12 protein-coding genes and 1 pseudogene are annotated in these 16,994 nt (G+C 65.8%); 10 read left to right on the top strand and 3 right to left on the bottom strand.

Going from position 1 to position 16,994, the window contains the following annotated elements:
• The first annotated feature begins 149 nt into the window (after positions 1-149).
• From QTI24_RS28830 to QTI24_RS28815, 4 genes and pseudogenes are all read left to right on the top strand, one after another.
• Complete coding sequence (locus QTI24_RS28830) at positions 150-566, top strand: hypothetical protein (protein ID WP_286605168.1); 417 nt, start codon at positions 150-152, stop codon at positions 564-566.
• A 95-nt stretch (positions 567-661) separates the two neighbouring features.
• On the top strand, positions 662-1,090 hold the full coding sequence (locus tag QTI24_RS28825) for a hypothetical protein (RefSeq protein ID WP_286605166.1): 429 nt from the start codon (positions 662-664) through the stop codon (positions 1,088-1,090).
• Between the two features lie 147 nt (positions 1,091-1,237).
• Positions 1,238-1,498, top strand: coding sequence for a hypothetical protein (locus tag QTI24_RS28820; protein ID WP_286605205.1), 261 nt, complete (start codon positions 1,238-1,240; stop codon positions 1,496-1,498).
• 258 nt (positions 1,499-1,756) lie between these two features.
• Positions 1,757-2,071, top strand: a pseudogene (locus QTI24_RS28815) (tautomerase family protein); the annotation flags it as partial.
• A gap of 353 nt (positions 2,072-2,424) precedes the next feature.
• On the opposite strand, the gene QTI24_RS28810 reads toward QTI24_RS28815, so the two are convergent.
• Positions 2,425-4,569 (bottom strand): glycoside hydrolase family 3 N-terminal domain-containing protein, encoded by a 2,145-nt coding sequence (locus QTI24_RS28810; protein WP_286605165.1) that lies wholly within the window; start codon positions 4,567-4,569, stop codon positions 2,425-2,427.
• Between the two features lie 128 nt (positions 4,570-4,697).
• Between QTI24_RS28810 and QTI24_RS28805 the strand changes: the two genes are divergently transcribed.
• The 4 genes from QTI24_RS28805 to QTI24_RS28790 are packed head-to-tail and all read left to right on the top strand — an operon-like array spanning position 4,698 to position 11,423.
• Positions 4,698-5,993: a glucoamylase family protein gene (locus tag QTI24_RS28805; protein ID WP_286605163.1), complete on the top strand. Its 1,296-nt coding sequence runs from the start codon at positions 4,698-4,700 to the stop codon at positions 5,991-5,993.
• Positions 5,990-7,387 carry a glycoside hydrolase family 15 protein gene (locus tag QTI24_RS28800; protein WP_286605161.1) on the top strand — a complete coding sequence of 466 codons (1,398 nt, stop codon included), beginning with the start codon at positions 5,990-5,992 and terminating at the stop codon, positions 7,385-7,387. Before QTI24_RS28805 ends, QTI24_RS28800 begins: the two co-directional genes overlap by 4 nt.
• Positions 7,387-9,147 carry an ABC transporter ATP-binding protein/permease gene (locus tag QTI24_RS28795; protein WP_286605159.1) on the top strand — a complete coding sequence of 587 codons (1,761 nt, stop codon included), beginning with the start codon at positions 7,387-7,389 and terminating at the stop codon, positions 9,145-9,147. The genes QTI24_RS28800 and QTI24_RS28795 overlap by 1 nt, the downstream gene beginning before the upstream one ends.
• Positions 9,144-11,423 (top strand): CocE/NonD family hydrolase, encoded by a 2,280-nt coding sequence (locus tag QTI24_RS28790; protein ID WP_286605157.1) that lies wholly within the window; start codon positions 9,144-9,146, stop codon positions 11,421-11,423. Before QTI24_RS28795 ends, QTI24_RS28790 begins: the two co-directional genes overlap by 4 nt.
• Here QTI24_RS28790 and QTI24_RS28785 read toward each other — a convergent pair.
• Positions 11,396-13,006 (bottom strand): alpha-amylase family glycosyl hydrolase, encoded by a 1,611-nt coding sequence (locus QTI24_RS28785; RefSeq protein WP_286605202.1) that lies wholly within the window; start codon positions 13,004-13,006, stop codon positions 11,396-11,398. The genes QTI24_RS28790 and QTI24_RS28785 overlap by 28 nt on opposite strands.
• Positions 13,007-13,380: 374 nt before the next feature.
• Here QTI24_RS28785 and QTI24_RS28780 point away from each other — a divergent pair, with 374 nt between their 5' ends.
• Positions 13,381-14,034: a DUF6781 family protein gene (locus tag QTI24_RS28780; RefSeq protein ID WP_286605156.1), complete on the top strand. Its 654-nt coding sequence runs from the start codon at positions 13,381-13,383 to the stop codon at positions 14,032-14,034.
• A gap of 3 nt (positions 14,035-14,037) precedes the next feature.
• Positions 14,038-15,720, top strand: coding sequence for an ABC1 kinase family protein (locus QTI24_RS28775; protein WP_286605154.1), 1,683 nt, complete (start codon positions 14,038-14,040; stop codon positions 15,718-15,720).
• 605 nt (positions 15,721-16,325) lie between these two features.
• On the opposite strand, the gene QTI24_RS28770 is transcribed toward QTI24_RS28775, so the two are convergent.
• Complete coding sequence (locus tag QTI24_RS28770; protein WP_286605152.1) at positions 16,326-16,931, bottom strand: nuclear transport factor 2 family protein; 606 nt, start codon at positions 16,929-16,931, stop codon at positions 16,326-16,328.
• Positions 16,932-16,994: the final 63 nt, after the last annotated feature.

The following is a 16,994-nucleotide window of genomic DNA, read 5'->3' as shown; positions in this document are numbered from 1 at the left end:
CTGACAACACGCCGATCAACCCGGCCATGCTCCAGGAGCGCACTATGAACACGATCGCCACCCGCACTACCCCGCAAGCCGACTTCGAATTGCGCTTGCGTCGCTCTTCGACACGGCCGACCCCCGGCCCGACCGCTGCGGAGCGTTCCATGTCGACCCAACCCGATTCGCGGCCGGTGCCTGGCGCCATTGAACCCGAGCCGAACGCCCAGGCCCTTTCGCCGTGGCGCGACGTGGCCCGGGAACTATTCGATGAGGATGGGCTGAGCACGGTGTTCACCCATGCCCGCAACCTGATCACTTGCACGGTGATCATTGCCGCCGGCATGTTTGCGGCCCACCACCCCCTGCAGGGGCAAACGCCGGCGACCTGGACCGTGCACTTCGCCGGTTATGTGGTCACTGCCGTGGGCGTGCTGCTCCTGCTGCTCAACCTGTGCGATGGCTTGCGCAGCCTGGCCAGGCGCCAGCACCCGATGGTTCTTCGCCTGACCATGGTCTTGGCCTATCTCGGGCTGTCGGTGCGCCTGGTGCAGGTGTTCATGCTGTTCCGCTTGCCCTTGTGAGCGCACCGTCGCACCCGAACTTCGATCGAGTCCCAACCGTTGCCTGACGACATCCTCCCCGCACTATCGCTGCCTACAGCAACAGGAGCTTTCGCATGTCACCTCTTCGCCGCCATGTACTTCGCGCCGACGCCATCTTTCTCGGCGTTGCGTCCGTCTCCGGACTGCTGGCCGATCTGATCGGCGTCACCGTCGGTCTCGGGCCGCAGGGCGCCTTCCTGAGCGCGACGCCATCGGCCGCGGTCGGTTTCATCGAGGCGCACGGTCTCGCGTTGATCCTGGGCATGCTGTTCTGGCACGCGGCGCCGGCGCGTTCTTGGCATCTCGCCGCCGCGGCAGTGCACCTGCTGCTGGGAGCCGTCAATCTCGCCTTCTGGCGATTCTTCATTGTTGCGGACATGCTCGCCGTCGGCTATGTCACGACCTTGCTGCACATCCTGTTCGTTCTGCTGCAGTCGTACGCCGTGCTCGACGAGTACGGAGGTACGCGCATGCCGCCACGCCCCGCCGACCGCGGCGCTTGATGCGACGCAACGCCTGGCGGATTCGACATCCTGGCACCGTCATGTCACTTCGCTCATCGTGCAGCGCTTCGCCGCTGTCCCACCACCTTGGCTCAGGCCGGCGCCCTCGAGCCGATGCTCATCCCTTGCGCCGCACCGGAGTCCACCATGCCCTCTTCGACAATCGCCCTTGCCCGCATCGACCAGCTTTCGCACCGCGCGGCGGCCGCAGTGGAAGGCCTGCCCAAGCGCTGGCAGGATGCACTCAGCGATGGGCTCGCCCGACTGACGCACCCGCGCCACGACGACCTGCGGCAGCTCAACGAGCATGCGCTGCGCGACATCGGCCTGTCAGGCTGCGAGTTCGCGTCGGTCGAAGTCGAGTTGTGCGACCTGGCTGGGCCGATGTGCCGCGCCCGTCCGCTGTGAACCTCAACCATGGAGAACCGTGCCTGACCTTGTCTGTCGGCATCCCGTGTTCGTTCACGCCGTGGACTTGGAACACATTCTTGGCCAGGTCGATGCCGACTGTCGTAATCTTCATGGTGGACGCTCCTGTTCGCTTGAGTGGTGACGTAGGAATCTCCACTCTGGCACATTGATGCCGCACGGGTGGGGGCGTCCATACCATTATGTATGGTCCGGGCCAGAATTGGCCATTCGTTGGCTTCGTTGAATCGAGTTCCTGTGCCATGCCGACAGCTAGACGTGACCCGCAGCTATTCTGAAAGCGACAAGAAGCGGCTGGCGGCGGCGATGAGCGAGACCTACGCGCGAACGATGTCCGTGGACATTCGACGAATCAGCGTCGCCATCCGTGAGTTGGGCGCGGGCGGGGCGTGGCGCATTCCATAAATGGGGGACGAGCCGACCCCGGTCTCGATGCTGATGTTGGACGTCCGCAGAGGCCGCCCCGCCGCGTTGCGGATGGAACTGGCAAAGGCGCTCTGCCAGCACTGCATGGACATCCTCGATCTGCAGGAGAACCGACTCAACGTCGAAGCCCTGGGGCTGGTCTGCTTTCCTCGATCCCGATCCCCAGCTTCGACAGCGCGAACAGCGTGTCATCTGGGCCGGGTTCTTCGCCAGCTTTCGGTAGCGCACCTTGTTGAAGCCGAATTGCGACGAGACTCAGGCGACATCGTCGAGGAAATCCGAGTTCGGCGATGCGGACGGGTCGCTGGTGGCAACGGACGATCAGGACGAAATCGCGTGCGAACGGCTGCGTCCACCTCTCGCGAACCTTCGGTCCGGGGTCCGAAGCAGTCGTCCGCTGCGCTCCAAAGCGATCGTCCAGGGCCGGCGAACCGGAGCGCGGGCACCGGCAGTCCTGTCGCCCTCAGACTGCCAGGGTTTCAGCACATCTCGATAGTCTGGCGCAGCAACCCTGTTGGCTCGGCACTCGGTCCGACGAGGATCTCGAGCTCGCCGGCCTCGAACAAGGGCTGCAAGTCCGGCCCGAGGTAGCGCAGTTCGGCTGCCGGCAGGTCCAGCTTCACCGAGCCGGCTTCGCCGGGCATCAATCGCAGCTTCGCGTAGCCCTTGAGTTCCAGCAGCGGCCGGGTGACACGGCCCAGCTTGGCGCGAACGAACAGGAAGACAGTCTCCTCGGCCTCTCGCGCGCCGACGTTGCGCAGGTTGACGCTGATCTTCAGCGTGTCCTGCTCGCGCACGCGCCGCGGCTCGGCCTGAAGCTCGTCGTAGCAAAACTGCCCGTAGGTCAAGCCGTGACCGAAGGCATACAGCGGCGTGTTGTCGACGTCCAGGTACTTGCTCGTGAAGTGGTCAGCGGGATTCTTCGGCCGGCCGGTGGGACGCTGGCCGAAGTAGATCGGCAGCTGTCCGACGGCGCGCGGCCAGCTCATCGGCGTGCGACCGCCGGGCGATACCCGGCCCGTGACCACGTCGGCGATGGCGTGGCCCGCTTCGACACCGAGGAACCACGCAGCCAGCAGCGCATCGGCGTGTTCGGACAGCCAGGGGACGACGAGCGGGCGGCCCGAAAACAAGATCGCGACGACGGGGATGCCGAGCGCGCGCGCACGCGCCGTCACCGCTTCGGCCAGCGCCTGCTGTCGACCGGGAAGCGCGGGCGTGGCGCGGCTCGCCGCCTCGCCGCTCATCGAGGCACGCTCGCCCAGGCACAGCAGGACGGCGTCGACGCCGTCGCAAAGCAGAGCAGCAGCTTCGATGCCGCTTTCGTCGTCGCCCTCGATGGCGACGCCGGGTGCATGGCGTATGTCGGTCTGCGGCAGCGCGGCGCGCAGGCCGGCCAGCACGCTGATGGCCGGCTCGTGTTCACCGGCACCCCACCACGGACCTTTCATCTCGGTGCTTGCATCGGCCAGCGGGCCGATGACACACAGCGCCTTCGCCGCGGCGGGCAAGGGCAGGGTGTCGCGCTCGTTCTTCAGCATGACGACGGCCCTGCGCGCGACGTCGCGCGCCAGCGCGTGCCGCTCGGCGACGACTGCCTCGGGCTCCGGTGTTGCGCCACGGCGGTAGGGGTCGTCGAACAGGCCGAGCTCCTCCTTGAGCCGCAACACGCGCCGCACGCATGCGTCAATCTCTTCGATCGTCACCCGGCCCTGCTCGAGCGCGATCGGCAGACCCTTGCGATATGCGTCGGCCATCATGTCGATGTCGACGCCGGCCTTCAGCGCCAGCACCGCAGCATCGACGAGATCGGCGGCGACCCCGTGCTTGATCAATTCCGCGATCGCGTTGTAGTCGCTGACAATGACGCCGTCGAAGCCCATCTCGCCGCGCAGCCAGCCACGCAGCAAGGGGATGTGCGCTGTCATCGGCACGCCATTGAGATCGGTGAAGGCGGGCATCAACGTCGCGACGCCGGCGCGGACGGCCGATGCGAAGCCCGGCAGATACACCTCGCGCAAGGTGCGCTCGGAGATGTCCACGGCGGCGTACTCCCGTCCCGCGGTGACCGCGCCATACGCGACGAAATGCTTCGCACAGGCGGCTATCGATTCGGCCGACGACAGGTCATTTCCCTGGAAGCCGCGCACCTTGGCCTGCGCGATGCGCGCGTTCAGCCAGGGGTCTTCGCCTGGGCCTTCCGCGGTGCGGCCCCAGCGGGGATCGCGCGATACGTCGAGCATCGGCGCGAATGTCATCGCCAGACCTTCGGCTGCGCCTTCGCGCGCGGCTTCGCGCGCCGTGCGCTCCCAGAGGTCTTCGTCGAAGATGCCCGCCTCCGCGAGCGGGATCGGAAAGAGTGTGCGATGGCCGTGGATGATGTCCAGGCCGATCAGCAGCGGAATGCCGAGCCGTGACTTCTCGACGGCCAGTCGCTGCATCTCGTGCACGGGCCCGGCTCCGACCATGTTCAGCAGATTGCCGATCGTGCCGTCGATGATCGACTGCGTGGAGTCCCCCGCGATCACCGGCCCGGTGACCGTGTAGCCGGAGGCAGTCATCGTAAGCTGGCCCAGCTTTTCGGATAGCGTCATCCGGGCCATGAGGGTGTCGATGCGACTCATAGGAGACTTCGAAGCAGAACCCAAGGGGGCCTGATGATGGCATGCTGCGGGGGGCCATCGGTCGCGTGGCGCCGATGACTCTATGAAACCAAACGTGACACACCAAGTCACGAGGACAGGAGGCGTTCGTGTTGAAGGATGACAGGAACCCAGGGGCACTGGCGGCCCTGCCCGATGAAGCCTTGATCGAGGCCGTGCAGCGCCAGACCTTCCGCTATTTCTGGGACGGTGCGGATGCAGCCAGCGGTCTGGCGCTCGACCGCCGCACGCTCGTCGGCCTCACAGGCGAAGACAGGGCCGACGAGCGGGTCGCGATTGGTGGCTCGGGCTTCGGCGTCATGGCCTTGATCGTCGCGGTCGAGCGCGGCTGGGTCATGCGAGACGCAGCCCTGGATCGCCTGCGGCGCATGCTGGACGCCTTGTTCCGCGCCACGCGCTTCCACGGTGCCTACCCGCACTTCATGGACGGCGCCAGCGGCAGGGCGATCCCGATGAGCCCCAAGGACGATGCGGGCGATCTGGTCGAGACCTCGTTCCTCGTCATGGGTCTGTTGTGCGCGCGCCAGTACTTCAGTGAGGACACGGCTGCGCAGCGCCGACTGCGAAGCGACATCGACACGCTGTGGCACGACGTCGAATGGGACTGGTTCACCCGGGGCGGACGGGATGTTCTGTACTGGCACTGGAGCCCGAACCACGGCTGGGCGATGAACCATCCAGTGCGCGGCTGGGACGAGTGCCTCATGACGTACCTGCTGGCCGCGGCCGCGCCGCGCCATGCGATCGATCCGCGGGTCTACCACAGCGGCTACGCGGCGGGGCGGGGCTTCGTCAACGGCCGGTCGTACTATGGCATCGAGTTGCCGCTGGGCATGCCGTACGGCGGCCCGCTGTTCTTCACGCATTACTCGTTCTGCGGCCTCGATCCGCGCGGCCTGAAGGATCGCTACGCCGACTACTGGGATCTCAACTGCCGCCACCTGCGGATCAACCGCGCGCACTGCGTCGTCAATCCGCACGGCCACCGTGGCTACGGCGAAACGTGCTGGGGCCTGACCGCCAGCGACGACCCCGACGGCTACCTCGCGCACGCGCCGGACATCGACAACGGCACCATCTCGCCGACGGCCGCGCTGGCCAGCCTGCCGTATGCGCCCGCCGAGGTGATGCAGGTGCTGCGGCATTTCCTCACCGTGCATGGCGCGCGACTGTGGAGGGACTACGGCTTCGTCGATGCGTTCTGCGAGCAGCGCGACTGGTTCGCAGAGACCTATCTGGCCATCGACCAGGGCCCGATCGTCGTGATGATGGAGAACCATCGGACGGGCCTTCTGTGGAAGCTGTTCATGAGCGTGCCCGAAGTGCAGGCCGGGCTGCGTGCCCTGGACTTCAGCAGCCCGCATCTCAGGGCGCCTGCACCGTGACCTTCAGCGTGGCGAGCCAGCAAGACCCGGCTTTCGAGTCCTGGCTCGAAGCACAGCTCGGCCATTCGACGCGTGGGATGCTGTCCAGCGTCTCGCCGGTGTCGATCGTCAAGCATCGCCCAGGCTTCGGTCAGACCGTGCGTCCGATCGCCGGCGCCATCGTCGCGTCGCCCGTACTGGGCGGCTACGACCCGGACCCGGACTACTTCTTTCATTGGTTCCGCGACTCGGCCGTCGTCATCGATGCACTGCGCCTGCTCTACGTCGACCGACGCGTCGGCGACGAAGCCCTGCAGCATCTGCGCGACTTCACTCGCTTCAGCCTTGACTTGAACCGACTCGACGGCCGCGCGATGGCCGCGGTGCCGGACCGCAGGGCGCGCGTGATCCCCGAATTCCTGCAGTACCTGCGCGAGGACCTGGACCTCGCGAGCGCCTACGGCGAGGCCGTTGCCGCCGAGACGCGGGTGAACCCCGACGGAACGCTCGATGTCGCCCGATGGTCGCGCCCCCAGCACGATGGGCCGCCACTGCGCGCACTGGCGCTTCTGCGCTGGGTGGACGGCGGGCACCTCGACGCGGCCCTGTTGGCGGAGGTCACTGCCCTGATCCGCTTCGACATCGACTTCACGCTGCGTTACTGGCGCGAGCCGTCGTTCGACATCTGGGAGGAGGAAAGCGGCCATCACTACTACACGCTGCGCGTCTCGGCGGCCGCGCTGGCCGAAGGCGCAGCTTGGCTGCAGGGCCTGGGCGACACGGCGCAGGCGCAGCGCTGTCGGGAGGAGTCGCGGGCCGTGCTCCGCCTGCTTGACGACTTCTGGGTCAATGAACATGACGACCGGTCAGACGATCGCGACGCGACCCGTGGCTACTACCGTTCACGCGAGCTGGCGGACGGCAGTCCCAGTCCGAAGGCGTTGGACATCGCGGTGATCCTGTCGGCGATCCACAGCCTCGGCACAGAGGTCAGGCATTGCCCGGCCGATCCACGCATGCAGGCCACGCTGGCGCGACTCGACGCGCTGTTCGATGCGATCTATCCGATCAACCACGCCCGTGCGGCCGGCCGTGGCCCGGCGATGGGCCGTTACGCCGGCGACGTGTACTACTCCGGCGGCGCGTACTACTTCTCGACGCTCGGTGCCGCCGAGTTCTGCTTCCGCGTCGCGGCGCTGGGTGGCAATGCACCCCGTTGGCTTGAGCGCGGCGACGCCTACCTGGCCACCGTACGCGCCTACACGCCGGCCAGTGGTGATCTGTCGGAGCAGTTCGATCAGCGCAGCGGCGCGCAGACCTCGGCAAAGCAGCTGGCCTGGAGCCACGCCGCGTTCATTTCGTGTGTCTCGGCGCGCCGTATCGCGGCCACCGCTTGTCAGGCGTCGCAGCGGTGATGAGCGCAACGTCGCAGAACGATGTCGAGCCGGTTGCGAGGACCGGCGTCTTCCGTCAGGTTCGCGAGTTGCTCGGCGCCTTGCGAGTGTCGCCGGTCGGGAAAACGCTGGTCGCGCTGATGAGCGGAATCGTCGTGGTCATCGCGCTCACGGCGTATGGACAGCTCGAGCTCAATAGCTGGAACAAGCCGTTCTACGACGCGATCTCACGTCGCGACCTGAGCGACTTCATCGTGCAGGTCGGCGTCTTCGCGGTGATTGCGGGCGTGCTGTTGGTCTTGAACGTCGCGCAGAGGTGGCTGGGCGAAACCTTGCAACTGAAGTTGCGCGATGCCGTGGTCAATGACCTCGTGGGGCTGTGGCTGCATCCGCGCCGGGCGTTCTGGCTTCAGGCCAGCGGACCCATGGGCGCCCACCCGGATCAGCGCATGCACGAAGACACGCTGAAGCTGTGCGACCTGTCGGTCGCCCTCGGCGTGGGTCTGCTGCAGGCAACGATTCTGTTCGGCAGCTTCGCGAGCGTGCTGTGGGTCCTCTCCAAGGACTTCAGCATCTTCTACGACGGCCAGGACCATGTCTTGCCGGGCTTCATGCTGTGGGCGGCGATTGTCTATGCGGTCGTTGGCTCGCTGATGACCTACTGGGTCGGCAACGGCCTGATCCTGCGCAACGCCGAGCGCTACGCGCGCGAAGGCGAATTGCGCTTCTCGCTGACCCGCATCAACGAGCATCTCGACGGCATCTCCCTGGCCGGTGGCGAGGCCGACGAGAAGCGTCGCGTCGCCATGCATTTCGGCGACGTCTTGCGCGCCACATCGCGCGTGGTGCTCGGGCTGACCAACCTGACCTGGGTCACCGCGGGCTTCGGCTGGGTCACCATCATCGCGCCGACGCTGGTGGCCGCACCCCTCTACTTCTCGGGGAAGGTTTCGTTCGGCGGCTTGATGATGGCCGCCGCCGCCTTCACGCAGGCGCAGTCGTCGCTGCGCTGGTTCGTCGACAACTTCAGCATCATTGCCGACTGGCGCGCCACGCTGCTGCGTGTCGCCGACCTGCGTCAGATGCTGGCGTCCGATCTGGAGGCACAAGCGGGCGGCAGCCGCATCGCCTACGAGGAGAGCGAAGCCGGAACCCTCTCGATCGAAGCGCTCGAGGTTCGCGCCTGGACCGGGCACGATCGGCTGGACGCCCCGGATCTCGTCGTGCACCCTGGTCAGCGCCTGTTGATCCTCGGCACGCCGGGCACCGAGAAGACATTGTTGTTCCGGGCGCTCGCGGGCCTCTGGCCCTGGGGCTCCGGCACCGTGCGCCGGCCCCGCGGCGAGGCGATCCACTACATGCCGCGCGGCACGCCCTACCTTCCCCGCGGCACGCTGGCCGAAGTGCTGTCGTATGCGATGGAGCCGTCGAGCTATCCGAGGGAAGCCATGGTGGCCGCGCTGGCGAGTGTGGGCCTTCAGCGGCTGGAAGAACTGCTGAACAAGACGGGTCGCTGGGAGCGCGAGCTCAGCATGGACGAGCAACTGCGGCTGGGCTTCGCCCGCGTGGTGCTGCAGGCGCCGGCCTGGCTGGTGATGGACGACGCCTTCGGCGCGTTCGACGACGACACGCTCGAATTGATCATCGACGTGCTGGACAAGCTCGCGCACACGGGCATCGTCCATATCGGCTCAGCCGGACAGGCGCACGACCGGCTGTTCACGCAGGTGGTGCATCTGGTCAAGGCGCCGACCGCCGTGCCCGAGGAGCAGCGCCCATGAGACGCCCTGTGCCGACCCCCCGTCGTGCGCGTCGCGCCCTCATTCGGCTGATTCTTGCGCTGCCCGCGTGGGCCTGGGCAGGGAATTTCGGCTTCCGACCACCGCGCGATCCAGACGATGCCACCGCCGCGGACCTGATGCGAGATCTGGCGCAGCGCATCCTGCCGGTCTACCAGGAGGCGAACACCGATGTCTTCCTGGCCAACGTGACCGCTCTGCAGATCGTCACCGGCGCCTACCGTGCGGCCTACGACAGCAGCAAGTCCCTGCGCAGCCGACGCCAGGGCAAGCCGTTCGACGATCTGACGGAGCGCGCGATCCTCGACGGCATCTATGCGCGTGCACGCGTGCTCGAAGCGGACGAGCGCCTCGGCTTCGCCGAAGCCTATGCGCGCTCGTTCCAGGAGCTGGTGTCGCCGCTCGACAATGCGCAAGCCCAGGTCATCATGGCGCGGCTCGAAACCCCGCTGGCCGTCTACAGAGAGCCACTCCGTCAAGCATTCGATCTCTGGCGCGCGAAGGGCAGCCTCCCGGAGGCCGACGCTGTGGCGCTCGTGCGCACCTGGCTTTCGTACGATTCGCGTCGCAGCTTCGGTTCGCTGCTGCCCGAATTGTTTGCGGCGGAAAACCGCAGCCGCTACGTGGCGCAGGCCGACGTCCGGATTCCCGTGCGTGGGGGCGTCATCCATGCCAGCCTGGTCCGGCCCGGCGGCGCGAATGGCGCCCTGCCGACGCTGCTGCGCTTCACGCTCGATCCCGCCGAGGACGACGCGCAGCGCAGCGCTGTCAAAGGCTACGTCGGCGTCACGGCGTACGTGCGCGGACGCACACCCGAGGGCAGGGGCGCCGTGTGGCCGTTTGTTCACGACGGCGAAGACGCTGCCGCCGTCATCGACTGGATTGCCCGGCAGCCGTGGAGCGACGGCCGCGTCGCCATGCTCGGCGACGGCTACTCGGGCTACGCCGCCTGGGCGGCCGCCCGCAGGAGACCGGCGGCACTCAAGGCCATCGCCACGATCGCGCCGATGGCGCCGGGCATCGACTTCCCGATGGCCGGGCAGATCTTCCGCAACGCCATGGTGCGCTGGGCGCTGGAGCACGCGACCCTCGAGCCCCTGCGGGCCGACATCGACGCCGACGCCGACCCGGACGCGATATGGCAGGCACTCGACGCGCGCTGGTATCGCGGCGATCGCCCGTACTGGGACATCGACCGCGTCCTGCTGGGCAGGCGCAGCAGGCTGATCCGAACCTGGCTGACGCACCCGAGTCACGATCGCTTCTGGCAGAAGTTCCTGCCGTCGGCGGAGCAGTTTGCGCGGATCGACATCCCGGTACTCAGCTTCGCCGGCTACTACGGCGCCGACGCCGGCGCGCTGTACTTTCACCACGAGCATCGTCGCCACCGACCACAGGCAGACACGACGATGCTGCTCGGCCCCTACGACGCGACCTCGATCCGGCTCGGCACGGCGGCAACGCTGCGCGGCTACACGCTCGACCCCGTCGCACGCGTCGATCTGCCCGAGCTGCGCTACCAATGGCTCGACCACATCCTGAAGGGCGCGAACAAGCCTTCTCTCCTGTTGGATCGCGTCAACTACCAGGTGATGGGCGCGGACAGGTGGCGCCATGCGCCGACGCTGGACTCGCCGGAGCGCACCCGTCTGCGCCTGTACCTCGACACCCGCGAGCGCGACGACCCGCACCGCCTGTCGCCATCGCCATCCGAAGGCGGTGGCAGCGCGCGACTCTCGGTCGATCTCGCCGATCGACGTGACGTGCACATCCCGTGGTCGAACGCGCTGCGCGTGAAGCAACTGCCGACGCGCAACAGCATCAGCTTCGTCAGCGATCCGCTGCCCGAGGACACCGAGATCGACGGCAGCCTGCGCGGCGTGTTCGACATCACGCCCTCGCGGCAGGACGTGGACTTCAACATCTCGCTGTACGAGCAGACGGAGAGCGGTGAATACCAGCTGCTGTTCGAGCCCTACGACTTCCGCGCCAGCTACGCCGGCCATCGCGTACGCCGCCGGCTTCTGAGGGCCGGCGAGCGTCAGTTGCTTGCGTTCACCGCCGAGCGCGTGACCGCTTGCAAGCTTGCGGCGGGCAGCCGCATCGTGCTGCTGATCGGCCTCAACAGGCGCCCCGACCGGCAGATCAACTACGGCAGCGGCAAGGACGTGAACTCGGAAACCATTGCCGACGCAAGACGGCCTGTGCGCGTGCGCTGGCATGCGCACAGCTACGTCGAGATAACGACGCCTTCGTAGGGCGCCAATACCAGGGGCCCTTTGATGAATCCGGCGCGCGCGGCGTCGGTCGATGCCAGCACGATCGACTGGCGCGTCACCAACGCCTTTGACAGCGGCCTCGAGGTGGCGCCGAAGTTCAAGAGCACCACCAGCCGCTGTCCTTCGCCGTTGCGCGCATAGGCAAGCACCTCGTCCCCGGCGTCAAGAGCTTCATAGTTGCCCCGCTTCAGCGCAGGCTGCGCACGGCGCAACGCGATGAGGCGCCGGTAGAGCGCCAGCATCGACCCTGCGTCGTGTGACTGAGCTTCGACGTTGAGCGTGCGCCAGTCGTCCGCCAGGCGCAGCCACGGAGCGCCGGTCGTGAAGCCGGCGTTCGATGCGGCGCTCCACGGCATCGGCGTTCGCTGCGGGTCGCGACCCAGGCCCATGCCGGGCTTGTTCTTCTCGAACGGGTCCTGGACCTCGTCGACAGGGATGGGGACGTCCGTCATGCCGATCTCGTCGCCGTAGTAGAGGGTTGGCGTGCCGCGCAGCGTGAGCAGCAGCATGGCCGCGAGCCGCGCCATCCGCGGCCCGACGCGACTCGCGATGCGGGACTTGTCGTGATTGCCCAGCACCCAGTTCGGCTGGGCGCCGGCGGGCAAGGCGGCCTCGTAGTCGCGCACCAGCCGGTCGATGCGCGCCGCCTGCCACTCGGTCGCGATCAGCTGGAAGTTGAAGGGCAACTGCACGCCTTCGAGCACGCCCCGGGCGTTGAGTCCGTAGTAGGCGACCAGGCGCGAGAGCGGCAGGTAGAGCTCGCCGATCAGCACGCGCGACGAGTGTGTGTCGCTGAACGCATCGACCACGCGGCGCATCTCGACCACGATCTGCTGCACCTCCGGGAGGTCGGTGTTGTAGAGCATCAACCAGCGGTGAAACGGGTCCTGGCCCGGGGTGAAGTCGGGGTTCGGCGGGTTGTCGCGAAACTGCGCGTCCTTGATGATTTGCGAGAGAACGTCAACACGGAAACCGTCGACGCCGCGCCGAAGCCAGAAGCGCAGCACCTCGTACATCGCGGCTCGCACTTCGGGGTTGCGCCAGTTGAGGTCGGGCTGCTCCTTCAGGAACGAATGGCAGTAGTACTGGCCGGTCGTCGGATCGAGGGTCCAGGCCGGGCCGCCGAAGTTGCTGAGCCAGTTGTTGGGCGGCCCGCCGTCGGGCGCCGGGTCGCGCCACAGGTACCAGTCGCGCCGCGGGTCACTGCGTGCGCTGCGGCTCTGCACGAACCACGGATGCTGGTCGGACGTATGGTTCGGCACGAAGTCCAGGATGACCCTGAGCCCCCGTGAATGGGCATCGCCTACCAAGGCATCGAAGCCGTCCAGCGTTCCGAAGTGTGGGTCAATGTCATAAAAGTCGGAAATGTCGTACCCGAAGTCCGCCATCGGCGAGGGATAGATTGGCGAGATCCACACGGCGTCAATGCCGAGCGAGGCGAGATAGTCGAGCCGCGCGCGGATTCCATCGAGGTCGCCAATGCCATCGCCGTCGCTATCCTGGAACGAGCGCGGGTAGATCTGATAGACGATTCCGTTCTTCCACCACGTGTCGGCCGACATCCCGGTCCTTTCGCCTTCAGTATCGATCGCGTCCATTTTCTCCAGAAAGTGCAGTACATGATCAATAGCCTCCGGTACACGAACTCCGTCGTGTATTGCGTCTCGGTGGAGGCCTTCATGGGCTCCGACGGACTCATCAAGTCCGAGGACAGTGTCATCAACGGCAGCAACGTGAAGCTGAACTCCGACGGGACCACGGGACCTTCACCGTCTTCTTCGGCTCGAAGGATCTCTGCGGTGACCGACCGAACCGAGTCGAGCCGCCTTGTTGACAGCAGCGCTGATGAACCCAGCGCCGCGTGCGATGGCCTGTCATCAACGAGCACCAAATTGGTCTATCCTGTCCTTCCCATCGTTTCACAGGAGGGTGCGAAATGACGGATCCCACAGCGCCGGCGGGGAACGCTGCCTCTGCGCCGGTTGAAGCGCAGGCCGAAGAACAGGCGATCCGCGAGCGGGTGCGCGAACTGACCGCGCAGATGCTGGCGGGCGGTCGCCTCGACACCGAGGGCGTCAAGGAAGTCGTGCGGACCATGAGCGGCGGCGTGTCGAAGCCGCCGCTTGAGGGCTCGCAGGAACGCGAGGCCTTCGCGGAGGCGATCCGCGGCCTTGATGAGGCGCTGCACGCTTCATCGCTGGCGACCCACGCGGCACTGCAGGCGCTGGCGGCGCGCGGCAAGGAGTTTTCCGACAACGATCTGAAGAATGCGTTCGCGGCCCTGCAGGTACTGCAGCAGGACTACGTCGCGGTCGCCGACCGGATTGCCGATGCCACCACCGGCAACCTGCGCCGTGAACTCGTCGATCTCTCGCTGCACGCTCAGCGTGTCGGCGCAGACGCCGGCGTGCGCTTCGCACAGGTGATGAGCGAATTCGCCAATCGCATCGGCTCGTATCGCGCCGGCTCGGCGCCCGGGATCGACTCCGTGCGCCAGTACGGCGCCAACATGACGATGCTCACCAGCGGGCTGCTTGCCGGATTCGCAGACGCGCTGCGCCAGCAGTCAGAAATGAAGAAAGCGAAGTAGGTCGTGCGCGAGGCCAGTGCGGTGCGTGACCTGCCGCGCCTCCACGAGATCAGCCTGGTATTCATCCGCCACGGACTCGGCGATCTCGTGCGGCGGCTCGGCGTCGCCTCGCTCCTGGAGCGCGCTGGCGAAATACTCCATTGGGGCCAAGTGACGCACAGTGTGCAGCTCGAGCCGCAACAGCGACTGCGTCTCGCTCTCGAAGAGCTCGGCCCCACCTTCATCAAGCTGGGACAGATGCTCTCGCTGCGCGAGGATCTGCTTCCACCGAAGTGGACAGCGGAACTGGCGCGCCTGCGCAGTAACGCGGCGCCGGTGCCGTTTGAACAGATCCTGCCGGTGATTGAGCGATCGCTCGGCATGCCGCACGCGGAAGCCTTCGTCGATCTCGAAGAGGAGCCGACGGGGGCCGCCTCCATCGCGCAAGTACATCGCGCGCGATTGCACGACGGCCGCGCAGTCGTGTTGAAGGTCCGCCGCCCCGGCATCGAAGCCAAGGTAGAGGCCGACCTGCGGCTGCTGTCGCATCTCGCGCAGTTCGTCGAAAAGGAAGTACCCGAGGTGCGCCGCTATCAGCCGGTGCACGTCGTCGAAGAGTTTCGCCGCTCGACAATGCGCGAGCTGGATCTCGCCACCGAGGCGCACAACATCGAGCGCTTTGAACGCAACTTCCGGGGCGAGCCACACGTCCTGATCCCCCACGTCTTCCCGCAGTGGACCAGCGAAGTGATGAACGTGCAGGAGCACATCGACGGCATCAGCGCCGAGGACCTGGCCGCGGTGGAGCGTGCCGGACTCGATCTCAAGTTGCTCGCAGAGCGCGGCGTTGACAACGTGCTCAAGATGATTCTCGAGCATGGCTTCTTCCAGGCCGATCCGCACCCCGGAAACGTGATCTACCTGCCTGGCAATCGCATCGCGATGATCGACTTCGGCATGACCGGCAGGCTGTCGCTTGGGCGCCGCAATCAGATCATGGATTTACTTGCCGGGATCACGCGCCGCGACAGCGAGCCGATGGTCGACGTGCTGCTCGACTGGGCCGGTGCAGAGGCGGTCGATGAAGAAAGGCTCGCCGCCGACGTCGACGAACTCGTGGCCGACTACGGTGACCTGCCAGTCAAGGACATGCGCATCGGCGAATTGATCGGTCGAATCACGGCGATGCTGCGAACGTACGGCATCGTGCTGCCATCCGACCTCACGCTGATGTTCAAGGCGCTGATCACATTGGAAGGCTCCGGAAAAAAATACGATCCGGAGTTTGTGCTCGCCGACCGGCTGAAGCCCTATGTCGAGCGCGCGCTCGCCGCGCGCTACGCGCCGGCGGAATGGGGGCGCCGTGGTGGCGCGGGCATCGGCCAGTTTCTCGATCTGATGCGAGCCATGCCGCGCGACCTTGCGCGGCTGCTCAAGGATGCGCGCCACGGCCGCCTGCGAATGGATCTCGATCTGAAACGGCTCGACATCTTCGTGCTCAAGCTCGACCGTACGATCAACCGAATCACCATCGGCATCATGACCGCCTCGGTCGTCATCGGCTCATCGATCGTGATGACGGTCACCTCCGGTCCGCAAGTCTTCGGCATCCCGATCTTCACGGTGCTTGGCTCGTTTGGCTATCTGCTCGCATTCGTGAACAGCGTGTGGGTCGTGCTGTCGATTTGGCGTACGCGATCGCACTGAGAGCGGCCAGCTGCTTGGGGCGCGATGGACAGGCAGCTTTGGCCGGCACGATCGATCTATGTCCATAAGGTCGTCGCCGACGATTCCGCGCCCCTTGAAGTTGCCGACGCCCTGTGCTCCACATCTCGTCGGTGGTCAATGGGCCGTCGCTCGGCACGAGATGCGAAATGACGAGTGTCTTTGCTCCGGCGGCGGCCATGATCTTCCAAACGCCCTCGAACACCGTGTGGCTCGAAAAAATCGTCCAAGCGCGATGGAACCACGAATGACTTCATCACGAATGCCAGTCGCAGCATGCCGCCCATGAAGCCATTGCCCTGCTAGTGCTGATCGAGTTGCTCGTCGCCTGCGCGACGCCCTGGGCCACTGAAGCTACAAAGGTTCGACAGATACAGCCAGAGGCATACAGCCCATGCAACTACTTGGTCGTGATGGAAGTCCCGGGTAGCTTCGTCTATTCGAGCCTTCCTGAAGCCAAACGCGACATGCTCGCCACGATTCGCAATGAGACGGCGCGACTGGGGGAAATGCATACTTCCTTGCGCTCCTGGTTGTCGAACGAGGCTTCAGTCTGCCCCTATGGTCGATCGCCGACCTTTCGCCCCTCACCGTACCAGGGCGCCGCCGGCCAACCAGGATTTGCCCCGCTCGTACAAGTGATCAACCTCTGGACCAGTGAGCTGCGGCATGTCCAACTTGACCGTGTAGCCGATCTGCGTTTGGATGTACGCGAGGTGCCGAAAACCCTTCGGGAATTTGGCGAGTGCGGCTTGGTCGAGTTCGATTTTTGAGGCGGGGTCGATCGGATCCACTCTGTCTTTTTCATAGATAGGCTGGCGCAACACCAGACCCCATCTGCCGCTACGCTTCTCGACGAAATCGAAAAATCGCCCGGTACAAACTACGTCGCATGGCACATTCTGCACGTTGCCACGCTGTGAAATCGTCATCTTGGTTTGTACGACGGCGCGATCGCCCACAAGGTCGATGGAGGTGCCGCCAAGAAAATGAAGAATGCTGACGCCCCTTGCCCATCCCTCCCGGGTCACTCGAATGAATTCGGCGGCAGGCCCCTGAAACCAAGTGGCCATCATCACTCCGTCGTCGTGCCAGACCGTCGCGAACCGCTCCCAGTCCCCAGCGTCTCGCCAAATTACCCAGTTTTCGACCAAATCGCGAATGGCCAGGCGGTCGAGAGTTTGGGTATCCATGAACTTCTCCAAACGGAAAATCGACTTGACATCAGTTTCTACTCCCTCAGTGGGATTCTCTGC

This window comes from Variovorax sp. J22P240 (genome assembly GCF_030316855.1).
In the GTDB taxonomy this organism is placed as follows: domain Bacteria; phylum Pseudomonadota; class Gammaproteobacteria; order Burkholderiales; family Burkholderiaceae_C; genus Variovorax.
The sequence above is the reverse complement of the archived record's forward strand: the minus strand, read 5'-3'. Positions and strand labels throughout refer to the sequence as shown.